Source organism: Pseudohoeflea suaedae, assembly GCF_004354915.1.
Lineage (GTDB): Bacteria > Pseudomonadota > Alphaproteobacteria > Rhizobiales > Rhizobiaceae > Pseudohoeflea > Pseudohoeflea suaedae.
On sequence record NZ_SMSI01000001.1, the window covers coordinates 1,955,822 to 1,971,879 of the forward strand.

General features: G+C 60.1%; 18 protein-coding genes and 2 tRNA genes. 13 read left to right on the forward strand and 7 right to left on the reverse strand.

Annotation, left to right across the window (positions count from 1 at the left end; translation table 11 throughout):
• Positions 1–2: 2 nt before the first annotated feature.
• The 5 genes from E2A64_RS09210 (at position 3) to E2A64_RS09230 (ending at position 1,818) form a co-directional block, all read left to right on the forward strand.
• The gene (locus E2A64_RS09210) at positions 3–485 is read left to right on the forward strand and encodes a hypothetical protein (RefSeq protein ID WP_133284057.1); all 483 of its coding nucleotides are present in this window, start codon (positions 3–5) and stop codon (positions 483–485) included.
• A 465-nt stretch (positions 486–950) separates the two neighbouring features.
• Positions 951–1,027: transfer RNA gene (locus E2A64_RS09215), tRNA-Pro, on the forward strand.
• A 56-nt stretch (positions 1,028–1,083) separates the two neighbouring features.
• Positions 1,084–1,263, forward strand: a complete 180-nt coding sequence (locus tag E2A64_RS09220) for a hypothetical protein (RefSeq protein ID WP_133284058.1) — start codon at positions 1,084–1,086, stop codon at positions 1,261–1,263.
• Between the two features lie 126 nt (positions 1,264–1,389).
• Positions 1,390–1,695, forward strand: coding sequence for an ETC complex I subunit (locus tag E2A64_RS09225; protein ID WP_133284059.1), 306 nt, complete (start codon positions 1,390–1,392; stop codon positions 1,693–1,695).
• A gap of 46 nt (positions 1,696–1,741) precedes the next feature.
• Positions 1,742–1,818: transfer RNA gene (locus E2A64_RS09230), tRNA-Arg, on the forward strand.
• 75 nt (positions 1,819–1,893) lie between these two features.
• Here E2A64_RS09230 and E2A64_RS09235 read toward each other — a convergent pair.
• On the reverse strand, positions 1,894–3,081 hold the full coding sequence (locus E2A64_RS09235; RefSeq protein WP_133284060.1) for a cystathionine beta-lyase: 1,188 nt from the start codon (positions 3,079–3,081) through the stop codon (positions 1,894–1,896).
• A 283-nt stretch (positions 3,082–3,364) separates the two neighbouring features.
• Here E2A64_RS09235 and E2A64_RS09240 point away from each other — a divergent pair, with 283 nt between their 5' ends.
• The 4 genes from E2A64_RS09240 (at position 3,365) to E2A64_RS09255 (ending at position 7,659) form a co-directional block, all read left to right on the forward strand.
• Positions 3,365–4,387, forward strand: a complete 1,023-nt coding sequence (locus E2A64_RS09240; RefSeq protein ID WP_133284061.1) for an amino acid ABC transporter substrate-binding protein — start codon at positions 3,365–3,367, stop codon at positions 4,385–4,387.
• 124 nt (positions 4,388–4,511) lie between these two features.
• On the forward strand, positions 4,512–5,720 hold the full coding sequence (locus tag E2A64_RS09245; protein WP_133284062.1) for an amino acid ABC transporter permease: 1,209 nt from the start codon (positions 4,512–4,514) through the stop codon (positions 5,718–5,720).
• A gap of 10 nt (positions 5,721–5,730) precedes the next feature.
• Entirely contained in the window at positions 5,731–6,861 is a 1,131-nt protein-coding gene (locus E2A64_RS09250; protein ID WP_174235779.1) for an amino acid ABC transporter permease, read from the forward strand.
• A gap of 15 nt (positions 6,862–6,876) precedes the next feature.
• On the forward strand, positions 6,877–7,659 hold the full coding sequence (locus E2A64_RS09255) for an amino acid ABC transporter ATP-binding protein (protein WP_133284064.1): 783 nt from the start codon (positions 6,877–6,879) through the stop codon (positions 7,657–7,659).
• Positions 7,660–7,720: 61 nt separating this feature from the next.
• On the opposite strand, the gene E2A64_RS09260 is transcribed toward E2A64_RS09255, so the two are convergent.
• The 4 genes from E2A64_RS09260 to E2A64_RS09275 form a co-directional block, all read right to left on the reverse strand.
• The gene (locus E2A64_RS09260) at positions 7,721–8,143 is read right to left on the reverse strand and encodes a VOC family protein (RefSeq protein WP_133284065.1); all 423 of its coding nucleotides are present in this window, start codon (positions 8,141–8,143) and stop codon (positions 7,721–7,723) included.
• Positions 8,144–8,345: 202 nt separating this feature from the next.
• Positions 8,346–9,401 (reverse strand): type I restriction endonuclease, encoded by a 1,056-nt coding sequence (locus tag E2A64_RS09265; RefSeq protein WP_133284066.1) that lies wholly within the window; start codon positions 9,399–9,401, stop codon positions 8,346–8,348.
• 120 nt (positions 9,402–9,521) lie between these two features.
• Positions 9,522–10,670 carry an FAD-dependent monooxygenase gene (locus E2A64_RS09270; RefSeq protein WP_133284067.1) on the reverse strand — a complete coding sequence of 383 codons (1,149 nt, stop codon included), beginning with the start codon at positions 10,668–10,670 and terminating at the stop codon, positions 9,522–9,524.
• 20 nt (positions 10,671–10,690) lie between these two features.
• Positions 10,691–10,936 carry a zinc-finger domain-containing protein gene (locus tag E2A64_RS09275; RefSeq protein WP_133284068.1) on the reverse strand — a complete coding sequence of 82 codons (246 nt, stop codon included), beginning with the start codon at positions 10,934–10,936 and terminating at the stop codon, positions 10,691–10,693.
• Between the two features lie 150 nt (positions 10,937–11,086).
• Between E2A64_RS09275 and E2A64_RS09280 the strand changes: the two genes are divergently transcribed.
• Together E2A64_RS09280 and E2A64_RS09285 are read left to right on the forward strand one after the other, a co-directional pair.
• Complete coding sequence (locus E2A64_RS09280; RefSeq protein ID WP_133284069.1) at positions 11,087–11,863, forward strand: alpha/beta fold hydrolase; 777 nt, start codon at positions 11,087–11,089, stop codon at positions 11,861–11,863.
• Positions 11,860–12,741, forward strand: coding sequence for an alpha/beta fold hydrolase (locus E2A64_RS09285; protein ID WP_133284070.1), 882 nt, complete (start codon positions 11,860–11,862; stop codon positions 12,739–12,741). The genes E2A64_RS09280 and E2A64_RS09285 overlap by 4 nt, the downstream gene beginning before the upstream one ends.
• 27 nt (positions 12,742–12,768) lie before the next feature.
• On the opposite strand, the gene E2A64_RS09290 is transcribed toward E2A64_RS09285, so the two are convergent.
• On the reverse strand, positions 12,769–13,833 hold the full coding sequence (locus E2A64_RS09290; RefSeq protein ID WP_158285722.1) for a capsular polysaccharide export protein, LipB/KpsS family: 1,065 nt from the start codon (positions 13,831–13,833) through the stop codon (positions 12,769–12,771).
• 267 nt (positions 13,834–14,100) lie between these two features.
• Here E2A64_RS09290 and cysE point away from each other — a divergent pair, with 267 nt between their 5' ends.
• Together cysE and E2A64_RS09300 are read left to right on the forward strand one after the other, a co-directional pair.
• Positions 14,101–14,937: a serine O-acetyltransferase gene (gene cysE / locus E2A64_RS09295; protein ID WP_133284072.1), complete on the forward strand. Its 837-nt coding sequence runs from the start codon at positions 14,101–14,103 to the stop codon at positions 14,935–14,937.
• Between the two features lie 106 nt (positions 14,938–15,043).
• The gene (locus tag E2A64_RS09300; RefSeq protein WP_133284073.1) at positions 15,044–15,250 is read left to right on the forward strand and encodes a DUF3126 family protein; all 207 of its coding nucleotides are present in this window, start codon (positions 15,044–15,046) and stop codon (positions 15,248–15,250) included.
• 49 nt (positions 15,251–15,299) lie between these two features.
• On the opposite strand, the gene E2A64_RS09305 is transcribed toward E2A64_RS09300, so the two are convergent.
• Positions 15,300–16,055, reverse strand: a complete 756-nt coding sequence (locus E2A64_RS09305; protein WP_133284074.1) for a hypothetical protein — start codon at positions 16,053–16,055, stop codon at positions 15,300–15,302.
• Positions 16,056–16,058 lie beyond the last annotated feature (3 nt).

Here is a 16,058-nt window from a genome sequence, read left to right on the forward strand (position 1 = left end):
TAATGTGCCGCGCGCAGCTTGAGAAAGAGTACGAGGGCATGGTGGAGCGGCACGAGTTGTATGCCAAGTTTGGCATTACGGCGGAGGCCGCTCAGCTCTTCGAGACCGAGTTGGGAACACTCGTACTTGCGCTTGAAGGTCTGAAGAATGACTGGCACACATCTCCCGATCCTAACACCGCTCGTAAGGTCCTAGATAGAATCGACCGAAGCACGCTCGGACGGACGCTAGTCGATCTCCGACAATACATCACGTTCGAAGCCAACTTGGAGAAGTGCTTTTCTTCAGCGCTGAAGTCACGGAACCTTTTGATGCACGGATTTTTCGAGCGGCACAGTTTCAAGATTCAAACAGATGCAGGTCGTCGGGAGATGATTGCAGACCTGAAAAACTTGCACGAAGAATTGTTTGTTGCGTGGCAGGCAGCGAGCAAATTGACCGCCATATTGATGGCCGCGATTAGCCATAGAACCGACGGGCAGTAGGTCGGGCCTAGAAAAATGATCCGATTTTTGAAGTCGGTAGCGGAGTATTCGCTACGCGATCAGGACCGCATTTGGTTCTCTTTGATGTGGGAATGGACGAAAGCCATCCGCAAGAGCCACATTGTTGATAAAGATGTCCGCGTTTGACCGAAGCCACACCTAGAGCAAGGTATCCGCGCACCTAAATTCACAATCGCTCTGTTTCAGTCTGGTATCCCGTGAAATTTGGGCTGCGAAACTGATCCCATCATTCAAGCCACGTGCCGGCCAGCATGCCAGTCACCGAGAGCAACCCACGGTTTACATCCTTTAGTTTCACCCATTGAATTCGAACAGAATATGAACACCCGTGGGACTTTCCGTGGGACTTTTGGAGCGCATTTTGCATTTCTATGGCGAATTTTTCGTTTTTCTCGATTTGGGCCTTGCGCTAAAAGCCCAATTTCCCTAGGCAATTCAGGCCTTCGGAGCGTAGCGCAGCCTGGTAGCGCATCTGGTTTGGGACCAGAGGGTCGGGAGTTCGAATCTCTCCGCTCCGACCATTTCTCCCATCGCCGCACGGTTTTGAACCGCCGCATCGCCGGTGGGCGATATCTGTATGCCGGTTCATGTGCCCGGGAACGCGGGCCTTCAAGCCGCGGTCGGCCGCGGGGCGGCTCATGAGGTGCTCAACAGCCTGTTCCGCGACGTCTATTTCGGCTTCGGCGACGGTATGTCCGTCGATCTCGGCAGGGTGCTTCCGCCGCCCGGGCGCTTCCGGCTGGGCGAATACCGGTAGGCGAACCGTGCGTCGGTTCATCATAAGTCTTGAAAATCCGGTCGGAATCCGGCAAGTCCAAGAAAAAGGACCGGCCGCATCCGAACGCGGCGAGGTCCCGGCGATATGAGAGAAGGGTTTGAGCGGATGACGGCACGTATCTATCGACCGGCAAAAACCGCAATGCAGTCGGGCAAGGGCAACACGCAGCAGTGGCGTCTGGACTTCGATCCGGAAATGCCGCGCAGCATCGATCCGATGATGGGCTACACGTCCTCGGGCGACATGAAGCAGCAGGTCCGCATGCGTTTCGACACACTCGAAGAGGCCGTCGCCTATGCCAAGCGCAACAAGATTGCCTACCGGGTGATCGAGCCGAAGCAGCCCAAGCGCCGCGTCATCGCCTACGCCGACAATTTCCGCTACGACCGCAAGCAGCCCTGGACCCACTGATCCGGTTTCCGGATCCGGGATCGGGTCCCTCGCGCAGGCGGGAGACGGCCCCTTAGCTCAGCTGGATAGAGCACCGGCCTTCTAAGCCGATGGTCGCAGGTTCGAATCCTGCAGGGGTCGCCAATATTCCGGTTTTACCGTTGCATGCGAGCGTTTGTTGAAGTGAGCGCTTAACGCGAAGCGCTCACTTTTTTAGTCTCAGGCCTTGGCCGCCGCCGCCAGGCCGCGCTCGATATCCGCCTTGATGTCGGCGACGTCTTCGAGGCCGATCTGCAGGCGGATGACGGGGCCTTCCTTCGGCGCCGTGGCAACCACGCGATCTCCGAGGAAGACCGGAACGGCGAGGCTTTCGTAGCCACCCCAGGAATAGCCGAGCCCGAAGATCTGCAGCGTGTCGAGGAAGGCATGGGACTTGCGGGTCCACTCGGCCTTGTCCTGCACGTCGAGAACGATTGAGAAAATGCCGCTCGAGCCCGAGAAGTCGCGCTTCCATATGGCGTGCCCCGGAAAGCTCTCGAGGGCAGGGTGGAGCACACGGGCGACACCGTCCTTGCCTTCGAGCCAGCGGGCGATTTCGAGCGCGCTGTTCTGGTGACGCTCGAGCCGGACGCCCATGGTGCGCAATCCGCGCAGCGTCTGGTACGCATCGTCGGGAGCGGCGCACAGGCCCAGCACCATGTTGGTTTCCTCGAGCTTCGGCCACAGCGCTTCATTCGCCGAAACCGTGCCGATCAGGACGTCGGAGTGGCCGGCGGGATATTTCGTTGCCGCATGGATCGAAATGTCGACCCCGTGGTCGAGCGGCCGGAAATAGAGCGGCGTCGACCATGTATTGTCGATGGTGACCACCGCGCCGGCAGCCTTGGCAGCCTTCACGATCGCCGGAATGTCCTGCATCTCGAACGTGTTGGAACCCGGTGCCTCGGTGTGCACGAGTTTCGTGTTCGGGCGCATCAGGGCGGCGATATCCGCACCGATCGTCGGGTCGTAATAGGTGGTCTCGATGCCGAACCGTTTGAGAAGCGTGTCGCAGAAGCGTCGCGTCGGGCCATAGACCGAATCGACGACCAGCGCATGATCGCCGGCCGACAGGCAGGACAGGAAGGCCAGCGTCACGGCTGCGAGGCCCGATGGCACCGCGACGGTCCCGGCCGAACCTTCGAGTTCGTCTATCGCTTCCGCTAGCGCGTCGGTGGTCGGTGTTCCATGGGTGCCGTAGGTGTATTTCTGGTTGCGCGACGCCATGCTGGCGGCGTCCCTGAACAGCACCGTGGAGGCGTGCACGACCGGCGGATTGACGAATCCGTGAAAAGAATGGGGATCGTTGCCCGCATGCGCGAGACGGGTGTTGGGGCCGAGGGATTCGGAAACTTTCTTGCTGCTCATATCTCTCAAACGCTTGCTGCATCGGTATTTTTGCAAGCCTTACCGGGGCTGCCGCAAAGTGGCAACATCACAACCGCGAACAGGGCACGCTCGACAGGGTTGAGCGCGGCTTACGTGATGAATTTTTAAGTCATGCCTAGTTTTCGGCCAGCCAAGGCTTGACGATTTCTGCAATTCGGAATGGTATGGGCCTCAGCGCATGACGGGGAGAGAGCGGATTGGCAATGCGGTATCCGCGCTGTCTTGCGCCCAAAACAGGGCAACAGAAAAAAGGTTGTATCAAATGAAGTATTCGTTTTTGTCGGCTGTCGCTGGCGTGGCCGTTGCAGCTGGTCTCGGCGCGACGGCAGCTTCTGCCGCGACGCTCGATGACGTGAAAGCCAAGGGTTTCGTTCAGTGCGGCGTCTCCACCGGTCTGGCCGGCTTTTCCGCTCCGGACGATGCCGGCGATTGGAAGGGTATCGACGTCGATCTCTGCCGTGGCGTTGCCGCTGCGATTTTCGATGACGCGTCGGCTGTGAAGTACAGCCCGCTTTCGGCCAAGGAGCGCTTCACCGCGCTGCAGTCGGGCGAAATCGATATCCTGTCGCGTAACACCACCTGGACGATGAGCCGCGACACCGAGCTCGGCCTGAACTTTGCCGGCGTGAACTACTATGACGGTCAGGGCTTCATGGTGCGCAAGTCGCTCGGCGTGAACTCCGCGCTGCAGCTTTCGGGCGCGTCGGTCTGCGTTCAGACCGGCACCACCACCGAGCTCAACCTCACCGACTACTTCAAGGCCAACAACATGACCTACAATCCGGTCGTGTTCGAGAAGCTCGAGGAAGTGAACGCCGCCTACGATTCGAACCGTTGCGACGTCTACACCACCGACCAGTCCGGCCTGTACGCGATCCGTCTCGGCCTTTCGGCGCCGGACGATCACGTGGTCCTTCCGGAAGTGATCTCCAAGGAGCCGCTCGGCCCGGTCGTGCGTCAGGGCGACGACCAGTGGTTCAGCATCGTCAAGTGGGTGCACTTCGCCATGATCAATGCTGAGGAACTCGGCGTGACCTCCGAGAACGTCGACGAAATGATGGATTCGGAAAACCCGAACATCATGCGTCTGCTCGGCAAGGAAGGCACCTTCGGCGAAGCCGTGGGTCTTGAAAACGACTGGGCCTACCAGGTCATCAAGAACGTCGGCAACTACGGCGAAGTCTTCGAGGCCAATGTCGGCGAATCGACCCCGCTCGGCATCGCGCGCGGCCTGAACGCCCTTTGGACCAATGGCGGCCTGCAGTACGCACCGCCGGTCCGCTAAGGATCGTTTCGGCGCGGGAGCCTGAGGCTTCCGCGCCGTTTTCCTCACGGAAGCGAGGACACCAAAGGACTTCCGATTTGCAGCCGGTGGCAACAACCGGACACTTGAAAATGGGGACAGATAGATGGCTCATACCGATGGTGTCGCTGACGGCACCGAGGACTCTGGGCGTGCATCGCTGATTTATGATCCGAAGGTTCGCGGAGTTTTCTTCCAGGCCATTCTGATCATCGTCGTCGCGTATCTCGTCTATTCCGGCATTTCCAACGCTGCCGGTAACCTCGCACGGGCGGGGATTGCGTCGGGTTTCGATTTCTTCGGAGAACGGGCCGGTTTCGAGATCGGCCAGACTCTCGTTCACTACACCAATGACAGCACCTATTTCAGGGCCTTTCTCGTCGGCCTCTTGAATACGCTCATGGTGTCGGCCTTGGGCATCCTGTTTGCCACGATCATCGGTTTCATCGTCGGTCTGGCGCGGCTGTCGCGGAACTATCTGATCCGCAAGCTGGCGACCGTCTATGTCGAGACGCTGCGCAACATTCCGCTGCTTTTGCAGCTGCTCTTCTGGTACAAGGCCGTTCTCGCGGTCCTGCCCAATCCCCGCGAAACGGGGCTTGAGCAGGGGACCACGGTTCTCTGGACGCTCAACAATCGCGGCCTGTACATCCCGCGACTGATCCCGGAAGCGGGTGCATCGGCCATCCTTGTTGCGGCAATCATTGCCATCGCCCTCTGGGTCGTCATCGGCATGTGGGCCGGCAAGCGCCAGATGAGGACCGGCCAGCAATTCCCGACCTTCCTGACCGGCCTTGCCATTCTCGTCGGTCTGCCGCTCCTGACGTTCTTCCTCACAGGCATGCCCTTCGATGTGGAATTTTCGGCGCTGCAGGGCTTCAACATGTCCGGCGGCACCGTGATCCGGCCGGAATTCATCGCGCTCCTTCTCGGTCTCTCGCTCTACACGGCGAGCTTCATTGCCGAAATCGTGCGCGCGGGCATTCTCGCGGTCGCCAAGGGCCAGACCGAAGCGGCCTATGCTCTCGGGCTGAGCCCCAATCACACGAGCCGGCTGGTCATCATTCCGCAGGCCATGCGGGTCATCATCCCGCCGCTGACCAGCCAGTATCTGAACCTGACCAAGAACTCGTCGCTCGCCGTTGCCATCGGCTATCCCGATCTCGTGGCGGTCTTCGGTGGCACCGTTCTCAACCAGACCGGCCAGGCCGTCGAGGTGATCACGATCACGATGCTCGTCTACCTGACGATCTCGTTGCTGACCTCGGCGTTCATGAACTGGTTCAACTCTCGCGTCGCACTGGTGGAGCGGTAGGATGCCCGGTATCGAAAACGCAAATCCGTTCGCTTACGTCTCCACCGAGACGATCCCGCAATCTCCGCCGCCGACCGCGGCCAAGGGGGTCGCCGGCTGGTTGAAGACGAACCTCTTCGCCACACCGCGCGATACGGTTCTCACCATCATCGTGGCGCTGATCCTTCTCTGGATCGTGCCTCCGATGCTCAACTGGCTGTTCTTCGACGCGGTCTGGACCGGTGACGGCCGTGAGGCATGTCTCGGCGAACATGTCGGCGCCTGCTGGGCATTCGTGGAAGCCAAGTTCGGGCAGTTCATGTATGGCCGCTATCCGGCCGAACTGCGCTGGCGCGTCGATCTGACAGGCTTTCTGCTGATCGCGGGCCTCGTGCCGATCGCCATCCCGAGCGTTCCCTACAAGCGTGAGAATGCGATCTATCTGCTCGTGGTCTTCCCGATCATCGCCTTCATGCTGCTGACCGGCTGGCCTTTCCTTGAGCCGGTGGAAACATCGCGCTGGGGCGGTCTTCTGGTCACCCTCGTGGTTGCCATCGTCGGCATCGTCGTCTCGTTCCCGCTCGGCATCCTGCTGGCGCTCGGGCGTCGCTCGAACCTGCCGATCGTCAAGACGATGTCGGTGATCTTCATCGAGTTCTGGCGCGGCGTGCCGCTGATCACCGTGCTCTTCATGTCTTCGGTCATGCTGCCGCTCTTCCTGCCGGCGGACGTGTCCTTCGACAAGCTGCTGCGCGCCCTGATCGGTGTGGCGCTGTTCTCCTCGGCCTACATGGCAGAGGTGATCCGCGGCGGCCTGCAGGCCATCCCGAAGGGGCAGTACGAAGCCGCCAACGCCATGGCTTTGACCTACTGGCAGGGCATGCGCCTCATCATCCTGCCGCAGGCGCTCAAGCTGGTCATCCCGGGAATCGTCAACACCTTCATCGGTCTGTTCAAGGATACGAGCCTGGTGCTGATCATCGGTATTTTCGACCTGCTCGGCATCGTGCAGCAGAACTTCACCGACACGAACTGGATCTCGCCGGCCACGCCTGCGACGGGCCTCGTCTTCGCGGCCTTCATCTACTTCATCTTCTGCTTCGGCATGTCGCGTTATTCCGCCTTCATGGAAGAGCGCCTGGACACCGGACACAAGCGATAACAAAGGAACAGCAACATGTCTGAACAGGCTGCCCCCGCCCCAGCTAAAATGGAAGTCTCGGAAACCGAGGTCGCCGTCGAGCTGATCAACATGAACAAGTGGTACGGCGAGTTCCACGTGCTCAGGAACATCAACCTCAAGGTCATGCGCGGCGAGCGCATCGTCATTGCCGGTCCTTCGGGCTCCGGCAAGTCGACCATGATCCGCTGCATCAACCGTCTGGAAGAACACCAGAAGGGCAAGATCATCGTCGACGGGATCGAGCTGACCAACGACCTCAAGAAAATCGACGAGGTCCGCCGCGAGGTCGGCATGGTGTTCCAGCACTTCAACCTCTTTCCGCACCTGACCATTCTCGAGAACTGCACGCTCGCGCCGATCTGGGTTCGCAAGATGCCCAAGAAGAAGGCCGAGGAGATCGCGATGCACTATCTCGAGCGCGTCAAGATTCCGGAACAGGCCAACAAGTATCCGGGACAGCTCTCGGGCGGTCAGCAGCAGCGCGTGGCGATCGCCAGGTCGCTGTGCATGAACCCGCGCATCATGCTCTTCGACGAGCCGACCTCCGCGCTCGACCCGGAAATGATCAAGGAAGTTCTCGACACCATGGTGGGGCTTGCCGAGGAAGGCATGACCATGCTGTGCGTCACCCACGAAATGGGCTTTGCCCGCCAGGTCGCCAACCGCGTGATCTTCATGGACCAGGGCCAGATCGTCGAGCAGAACGATCCGATCAACTTCTTCGACCATCCGCAGCACGAGCGCACGAAGCTCTTCCTCAGCCAGATCCTTCACTAGAGTCCGGACTGTAGGGATGAAAAAAGACAAGGGGCGCCGAGCGCCCCTTGTCCGTTTGTGCCTAGAGGCCGAAGGTCACGTGCCCGTCGGCATCGATCGCCCAGGCCGGGTTCCAGGCGATTTCCCAAGTGTGATCGTCGGGATCGGCGACATAGCCGCGATATCCGCCGTGGGGCGGTGCGTCGGCCGGCCGCAGGATCCTGCCTCCTGCCGCTTCGAGCCTTTCCATGAGCGGTTCGACGTCTTCGCTGTTGGCGACGTTGTGCGCCAGGGCGGCAGCGCCGGGGGCGAGCAGAGAGGACCGTCCCATGTCCTCCGCGAGCGCGGAGGCGAGCCAGGTGCCGAGAACGAACCCGTTCATCTGGTAGAAGGCGATTTCGTCGTTCCTGAAGACCGGTGCCCAACCGAAACCGTCGGCATAAAAGCGCATCGAGCGGTCGAGATCGGAAATGCCGAGTGTGATGACGGAGACTTGCTGTTGCATGAACATACCCTTCCTATCGGCGCCCGCACCATGCGGGCGACTGGATAGTCTTGGGCCGCAACGACATGCGATAACGGAAGGACCCGCATTCGCGGGGGCCGGGCCAACCTTCCCGACCTAACCTGTTTCAGACCGGACGGAACATAAAAATCGAGACCAACGGAGTCAAGTGCGCGCTACAGCCCGGTGGCTCGCCGGCGGACTAAGAATCTACGTATTTTGCAGCAGTTTTTCGAATGCGCTCGGCATAGTTATAGATATCGTCGAGCGAGCCAATCAATACCTTATCTTCCACTTCGTTATCAAATAACCCGAGATACTTCACGCTTCGGTTCAAGTGTAGTCTTGCAAGCGGCTTCCTGTTGTTGTTGTCGACCAGCACGGCGCAATAGCTTCTGGCGTCCCTTATAAAAATCCTGCTGGGCGCGATCACTTCACGCGCTATCGCTTTTGCGATCATATAGCCTTCGCGCTCTTCCTCCGTGGTTATGATCTCTTCCGTCTTGTCTGTGGTAGTTTCGTTTTCTTCGATTGTGGGCTCAGTGTCAGCCAGTGCAGAATTCAACCGGCTTTTCACTGAATCCATGATCACCTCGCGAAACGCGACCTTGGCGATGCCCATCAGCATCTCTTTTACTTGCGCGGTAAGGCGACCGTCGTAGACCGAGCCAGCCACGAGTTTGACGAATTCTTCAGTTGGGGATTCGATGAGGGCTGATATTTCACGTTTCATACTGGAGGTATATTTCAGCCTTTCGGCTGTCGCTAATATCGCATCTACATCGAACGATGACTTCTCAAATTTTCTGAGTTCATTGATTAGGTTGGGTTGCAGATCGGACATTTCAAATATCATAAATGGCCGTGTATCGAGCTTGTTCGGCTCTTCCAAGTCAGTGTAAAAATTAAAAGTCCGACCATTGGTTAGAATTGCGAATTTGGCCTTTGTAACCGAAAAATAGCGATAGAGCTGATCGAGATGCTTCTTCTCCAGAGTTGTCGCTATCGGTTTGCATTCAATTAGTATTTGTATGTCGTCATCAATTTTTATCGCGTAATCAACCTTCTCTCCCTTCTTTCCCACGGCATCTGCCGTGAACTCGGGAATGACTTCGAGAGGATTGAATACATCGAAGCCAAGGAGTGACAAAAATGGCAGCACAATTGACGTCTTGACCGCTTCTTCCGTACTCATTTGGCTTGAATGTTCTTTTATCCTCTCCGAAAGTAAACGAAGTGATTGCTCTGGATTGCTCATTGTCTTCCCCCCTTAAAGGTCCCTCTTACGCTGTAACGTACGAGTAAGACGGCGGAAGTGCAATCATCAGGCGAAGGTCGGTGAACTGCTCGCGGAGACGCTTGCGCCCACCAAAATCAGTTATGCGTCTAGCCCGGTGGCTCGCCAGCTGTAGAGCCAGTCGAGATCGGCGGCGAGGTCTTCCGGCTTGCGCAGCGAGAGGACCACATCGCGGGCGAGCCGGGCGGGGCCGCGTGCGTGATAGGCGAAGCGGTTGAAGGCGGCGCGTTTGCGCGCCCGCGCCACCCGGGCACGGCGTCGTTCTTCCCAGCGGAATATGGCGGTCCGGCCCTCATGGGCGGCAGACGCCAGCTCCCAGGCGTCCTCGATGGCCATGGCCGCCCCTTGCGCGGCGAAAGGAACCATGGCGTGTGCCGCATCGCCGATCAGTACCGTTTTGCCGCCATCGAAATAAGCGCCGTCCGACATCTGGTACAGCGGCCAATAGGTCACTGAATCCGCGTCGCGCATAGTCATGCGCAGCGTCGGGTGCCAGCGGGCGAAGCGTTCGAAGAGCCTGGCGCGGTTGTCGGTCGATGTCGCATAGGACCAGTCCGCCCCCGGATCCTCGCCAGTGGTGATGGCCACCATGCTGACCTTCGCGCCCCCCTTGACCGGATAGGCCACGAGATGGCTTTCGGGTCCCATGAAGGCTGTGACGTTGTGCGGATCGATGAAGGAGACCGCAGTCTGCGCGCCGACCATCATCCGCCAGGCCACGAGCCCGGTGAACGAGGGGGAGCCCGCATGCTTGAGACGGCGGCGATTGGCCGACCATACGCCATCGGCGATGACCACGAGATCGGCGTCGCTCTCGCCGAGGTCGCCGGGTTCGATCCGGCTGCCGGTCTCGATCGAGATGGTCGGGGTGTTTTCTGCGGCCTGGAAGAGCAGCTTCTGCAGATCCGCGCGGTGGATCACGCCGTAAGGCGATTTCCAGCGTTGCTCCGCAGCGGTGCCGGCGGGAACATGGGTGATGGTATCGAGGGTGATGCCGCTCGCAAGGACGATGCGATCCGGCCGGTGCATGACCTTGTCGAGCGCAGGGCCGAGGCCGAGCGCGTGCAGGATGTGGGTGCAATTGGGCGAGAGCTGCAGGCCCGCGCCGACTTCGCGAATTTCCTCGGCCCGTTCGCGAAGGCGCACCGTCCAGCCCGCACGGGAAAAGGCGAGGGCCGCGGCAAGTCCCGCCATGCCTGCGCCGACGATATCAACTTTCGTCCCTGTCATGGCAGGGCCCCCTTACGCGATCAGGCGGCAAGCTCGTCGTAGCTGCACCCGGCGGGGATGGTGGTCACATCGTCGAGCTCCGCATTGTACTTAAACAGTGTGGAGCAGTAGGGGCAGACCTTCTCGGCGTCATGACCCATGTCGAGAAACACGTGAGGGTGGTCGTAGGGCGGATGAGCGCCCACGCACATGAACTCCTTCGCGCCGATTTCGATCGCGGCGTGACCAGCTGTGTTCTGGAAGTGCGGAATTCTGTGTCCGGCCATTCCCTGTCTCCTTAGAAACCCTTCGTTTCGGCCGGAACATATACGCCAACATTTGAAATGTGTAGGCCGAAATTGCCGCATCGCCGCAATCTTCACCCGGTTTGCAAAATCCTTCGATTGCATTACCTCAGGAAGACAAAAGGAGACCCCATGAACGTCGATACCCTTCAGTCTGCCCGCGTGCGTAATGGTGACGTGGAAATCGCCTGGTATGAAGGCGGCCGATCCGATGGCGAGCCGATCCTGCTCATTCACGGTTTTGCCTCCACGGCCCAGGTCAACTGGGTGTCGCCCGGCTGGTTCAGGACGCTTGGCGAGGCGGGCTACCGGGTGATCGCGCTCGACAATCGCGGCCACGGAAAGTCCGACAAGCCGCACGACCCGGCGGCTTATACGCCCGAGAACATGGCTTCGGACGCGGTTGCGGTGCTCGGGGATGCGGGTATCGAGAAGGCGCATGTCTTCGGCTATTCGATGGGCGCGCGCAATTCGGCCTTCCTGACCATCGCCCATCCGGAGATGGTCCGCTCGGTGATCTTCGGCGGTCTGGGGATCGGCATGGTCGAAGGGGTAGGGGATTGGGATCCGATTGCCGACGCCTTGAGCGCTCCCTCGATCGACGACGTGACCCACAAGCGCGGCAGAATGTTCCGCGCCTTTGCCGACCAGACGAAAAGCGACCGCCAGGCGCTTGCTGCCTGCATTCGCACCTCGCGCAAGCTCGTTACGCGCCAACAGGTCGCCGCGATCGGTCAGCCGGTCCTCATAGGCGTGGGAACGGAAGACGATATCGCCGGCTCCGCCGATGAACTGGCCGAGCTTCTGCCCAACGGCAGGGCTTTCCATATCGAGGGTCGCGATCACATGCTCTCGGTGGGCGACAAGACCTTCAAGCGAGCCGTTCTCGAATTTCTCGGTGAGCAATGAGCCACCGGCAGGATATCATCGAATTCATCGGCGCCGAGGACAATCTGCTCGTCGCCGATCGCCACATCCCGGCCGAGGGCCGCGAGCACGGCGCGCCGGTCCTCCTTCTGCACGGCGGCGGCCAGACCCGGCATGCGTGGGGCAAGGCGGCGTCGATCATCGCCGAGGCCGGCCATCGTGCCTATACGGTCGATCAGCGCGGCCATGGCGACAGCGCATGGGTGCCGAGCAAGGCCTATGCGACGCCGGACTATGCCGAGGACGCCGTGGCGCTTGCCGGGCAGATCACGCGGGAAACCGGAACGCCCCCCGTGCTCGTCGGCGCATCGCTCGGCGGCCTGGCGGGGCTGGGGGCGACCCGGATCGCCGGCAACGAGCGGTTCGCGGGCCTTGTGCTCGTCGACGTCACGCCGCATCTCGATCGCGACGGGGTGAGCAAGATACAGGGCTTCATGTCCGCGCGCATGCATGAGGGCTTCGCCACGCTCGAGGAGGCGGCCGACGCGATCGCCGCCTATCTGCCGCACCGCAAGCGTCCAAGCTCCCTCGACGGCCTTGCCAAGAACCTGCGGCGGCACCCGGACGGGCGCTATCGCTGGCACTGGGATCCGGCCTTCATCGACGGTCCGCGCACGGTCAATACCGGCGGTGAGAGAGTGCAGGACGAGTTGATCGCCGCCGCACGCGATTTGACGCTGCCGACGCTGCTCGTTCGCGGCCAGCAGTCCGAACTGGTCACGGAAGAAGCGGTCGCCGCTTTCCGAGAACTGGCGCCCGAGGCGCGTTACGTCGATGTCTCCGGAGCAGGGCACATGGTGGCGGGGGACCGCAACGACGCCTTCAACGAGGCGATTATCGGCTTTCTCGAAAACCTGTGATGCCGGACTGCCCAGGCCTGGAGCAGGTCATTGAACTGCGGATCGGGAGGCAAGAAAGGCGACCAGATCGGCCGTCGTCGCGTCCTTGAACGTCGAGCGCAGGAAGCGGCGCGTGTAATGGAGATTAACAACAACATAAATGTCTTCGAAACTCAGAACGTTGCCTCGCCCGTCGTTCCGTTCGAACAGAAGATCTCTCGTCGCACCCCATCCGGAATAGAAGGACGCACCAAAGCTGTAGACCTCACAGCCGGCAAGGCCGGCATCGAGCCCCGTACCCGACGTGTTGACGACGACTTTGGGCCGATTTCGCAGCATGGATTTGAAATTGGCCTCGGGTGCAAGGTGGATGACTTCCGGGTGCATGTTTTCAATCTTTTCGCGGTCGGCTCGTATGCCTGACCAGCGCGGATGGGCCTTGAAGAATATCCGGCCGCTGCCGCCCAGGATCTCCACCGCCTTCGCAACCAGATCCGGATTGTCCGCAACGCCGGAATTGGTGTTGATCCAGGCCGCATCATTGGCGACCTGCCCCATGACCAGCACATCACCGGAGTGAAGCTCATGGGGACTTTCCAATGAGTACTCCGCATATTTGTGTTGTACGTTTTCCGACATCAGCGAAACGAATTCCGCTTCCGCAGCGTCTTGCCGCCAGCTGCCAGACTCGTAAGCCTGCAAGAGACCTTCCAGTTCGGACGGGTTCCTGCCGTCGTAATAGATGCCCCTGGCGTCACACAGATATCCCGCTATCGGGCGGTTCTGGGTCGCGCCGAACCCGATCAGATCATCTTCCAGGTAGATGCTCTCGAAGCCTTCCGTTCTTGGGTCGAATCCCAATCTGCGGTTCCATGAACTTCCCCAGTGAACGAAAACCAAATTCGCTCGATTGGCGCGTCGCCAGATCCGCAGCGCCATGCGGGCGGCCAGACGCGTGATCCTGCCTTGTTTCGACCCGAAACTGTAGGGAAGAAGAGGAACCCAGGTCGAAGCGCCGCTGGACCTGGCAAGATGATCCAAGGCGATCCGGTTCTTCTTGATCGCGGCGCAGTAGAAAACCTTCTTGCGGCTGACCCAGGAAAATCCGACCACTGTCAGAACCGAAGCCAGGTGAAGCGCGCTGCTTGCTATTTTCATGGGGTGCCGACCGGGTCTGTTGTCCGAGGGGGAGGCATGCCAAATCGCACCGCCTTTCGCAACCGCCGGATTTGCCGCCGGGCGGCCGATTTTCTACTTTGCGTCAGCGGAAATGAAACCTTCGACAAATAATATTGATTTCGACATCTCAACCGCCTGATTGTAATTTCGTCGCTGTCGCCTATTTTGAGGGCCACTGCAATTTCCCCGAGGGAGGGGCGCATGTCCGCCAATCCGCAATTGAACGCCCGCGACCGGGTCAAGCCGATCGATCCCATCTGGGACAGTATCCGCAACGAAGCCGAGGCTGCCGCTGCCAAGGATCCGCTGCTCACCGCGTTCCTCTATTCCACGATCCTGAACCAGAATTCGCTCGAAGAGGCGGTGATACAGCGCATTTCCGAGCGTCTCGATCACGGCGACATTCCGGCCAATCTTCTGCGCCAGACGTTCCACGAAATGCTCGAGGACGGTGACGAATGGAGCAAGACGCTGCGCGTCGATCTTCAGGCCGTCTACGACCGTGACCCGGCATGCATGCGGTTTCTCGAGCCGCTTCTCTATTTCAAGGGATTTCATGCCATCCAGACCCATCGTCTGGCGCATTGGCTGTGGAACCGCGGCCGCACCGATTTCGCGCTCTATTTGCAGAGCCGCTCCTCGGCCGTCTTCCAGACCGATATCAATCCGGCCGCTCCCATCGGCAAGGGCCTGTTCCTCGACCACGCCACCGGTATCGTCGTCGGCCAGACGGCGCGCATCGGTGACAACTGCTCGATCCTGCAGGGCGTCACGCTCGGCGGCACCGGCAAGGAAGGCGGCGATCGTCATCCGAAGATCGGCGATGGTGTGCTGATAGGCGCCGGCGCCAAGGTGCTCGGCAACATCTCGATCGGCAACTGTTCGCGCATTGCCGCCGGCTCGGTGGTTCTCAAGGCCGTGCCGGCGAACAAGACGGTAGCCGGCGTGCCGGCCCGCGTCGTGGGCGAGGCGGGTTGCCAGGAACCCTCGCGCTCGATGGACCAACTCCTTTCCGGTGAGGTGCCGGGCGGCGCTTGAGCCTGGCGAACCGGCTGGAAACTGGCCGGGAAACCGGAATGTCGGGGTTTGATTTCGAAACCCCGGCATGGCACAAGCCGCCTGAACCAGAAACGGAGTTAGCACTGTGAAGCCAGAAGAAATCCGCAAGCTCGAAGCCTACTTCAAGCGCGTTCTCAATCCGGAACTCCAGGTCCGCGCCCGCCCGCGCAAGGACGATTCGGCCGAGCTTTATCTCGGCGACGAGTTTCTCGGGGTCGTCTACAAGGATGACGAGGATCCGGACGACCTGTCCTACAATTTCTCGATGGCAATTCTGGCGGTCGATCTTTGATCGCGATTCGCACTTAAGCGAAATAAATCAATAATATACGATATTTTCCTCAACCGTTTCGTGCGGTTGAGTCCGTTTTGCCGAGCGCGTTCTCGAAACGTGCCCGCACATCGGCTTCGATCTCCCGCCACTGCGGCAGGAGGTCGATGGAGAACCGGTAGGTCAGCGACAGGTCCTGACCGATGAAGATGTCGCGCTGGCATCCGGTCTGCGTTGAAATCGCGCCGGTCTGACCATTCTCTATCAGGCACCGGACGACGTAGGGCTTCAAGCCGCCGGCCTGGTCGACATAGAGAAGTTCACTCGAATAGCCCGCGTCCGAACGGATGCGGTAGGACACGAGCCCGCCCGGTCCGGGAACGGGAGACCCTTCCACAATCCGCTTGTAGATCGGCTCGTAGCGACCCGACATGTCGCGCGACATGGTGGCCTGCGTGAGCTGCGCGAAGATCAGCCCGTCTGCGGAATTGGTCTGATTGAAAACTTGACGGTTCGCTTCGGAGTAGCCGCCCATGCCGGGCCAGGCGAAATAGGTGTCGATTGCCTCCTGCACCCCGTCGCGACGGGCGGCCTCGAAGCGGATGACGTTGGCGGGAAGCTCCAGCACGTCGGTGCCGATGACGATCTGATGCGGTGTCGTGTCTTCGGTATGTCCGGCAAGGATCATCGACTGGCCGAACATGCGTCCGGCCGCGGAGATGGCAATCGTCAGGGCGCAGAGCGTGGCGATTCCGGCGGTGAGCTTCCAGATGAAGGGCGCCGAAAAGAGCGGAGCCTGGTCGATGTCTGCTGTGCTCTCGCTCATGAT

Bases quoted from the DNA above. Each gene is read 5' to 3' on its own strand.
- E2A64_RS09210 (WP_133284057.1), top strand. From the start codon at position 3: ATGTGCCGCGCGCAGCTTGAGAAAGAGTACGAGGGCATGGTGGAGCGG.
- E2A64_RS09220 (WP_133284058.1), top strand. From the start codon at position 1,084: ATGCCGGTTCATGTGCCCGGGAACGCGGGCCTTCAAGCCGCGGTCGGC.
- E2A64_RS09225 (WP_133284059.1), top strand. From the start codon at position 1,390: ATGACGGCACGTATCTATCGACCGGCAAAAACCGCAATGCAGTCGGGC.
- E2A64_RS09235 (WP_133284060.1), bottom strand. From the start codon at position 3,081: ATGAGCAGCAAGAAAGTTTCCGAATCCCTCGGCCCCAACACCCGTCTC.
- E2A64_RS09240 (WP_133284061.1), top strand. From the start codon at position 3,365: ATGAAGTATTCGTTTTTGTCGGCTGTCGCTGGCGTGGCCGTTGCAGCT.
- E2A64_RS09245 (WP_133284062.1), top strand. From the start codon at position 4,512: ATGGCTCATACCGATGGTGTCGCTGACGGCACCGAGGACTCTGGGCGT.
- E2A64_RS09255 (WP_133284064.1), top strand. From the start codon at position 6,877: ATGTCTGAACAGGCTGCCCCCGCCCCAGCTAAAATGGAAGTCTCGGAA.
- E2A64_RS09260 (WP_133284065.1), bottom strand. From the start codon at position 8,143: ATGCAACAGCAAGTCTCCGTCATCACACTCGGCATTTCCGATCTCGAC.
- E2A64_RS09265 (WP_133284066.1), bottom strand. From the start codon at position 9,401: ATGAGCAATCCAGAGCAATCACTTCGTTTACTTTCGGAGAGGATAAAA.
- E2A64_RS09270 (WP_133284067.1), bottom strand. From the start codon at position 10,670: ATGACAGGGACGAAAGTTGATATCGTCGGCGCAGGCATGGCGGGACTT.
- E2A64_RS09275 (WP_133284068.1), bottom strand. From the start codon at position 10,936: ATGGCCGGACACAGAATTCCGCACTTCCAGAACACAGCTGGTCACGCC.
- E2A64_RS09280 (WP_133284069.1), top strand. From the start codon at position 11,087: ATGAACGTCGATACCCTTCAGTCTGCCCGCGTGCGTAATGGTGACGTG.
- E2A64_RS09285 (WP_133284070.1), top strand. From the start codon at position 11,860: ATGAGCCACCGGCAGGATATCATCGAATTCATCGGCGCCGAGGACAAT.
- cysE (WP_133284072.1), top strand. From the start codon at position 14,101: ATGTCCGCCAATCCGCAATTGAACGCCCGCGACCGGGTCAAGCCGATC.
- E2A64_RS09305 (WP_133284074.1), bottom strand. From the start codon at position 16,055: ATGAGCGAGAGCACAGCAGACATCGACCAGGCTCCGCTCTTTTCGGCG.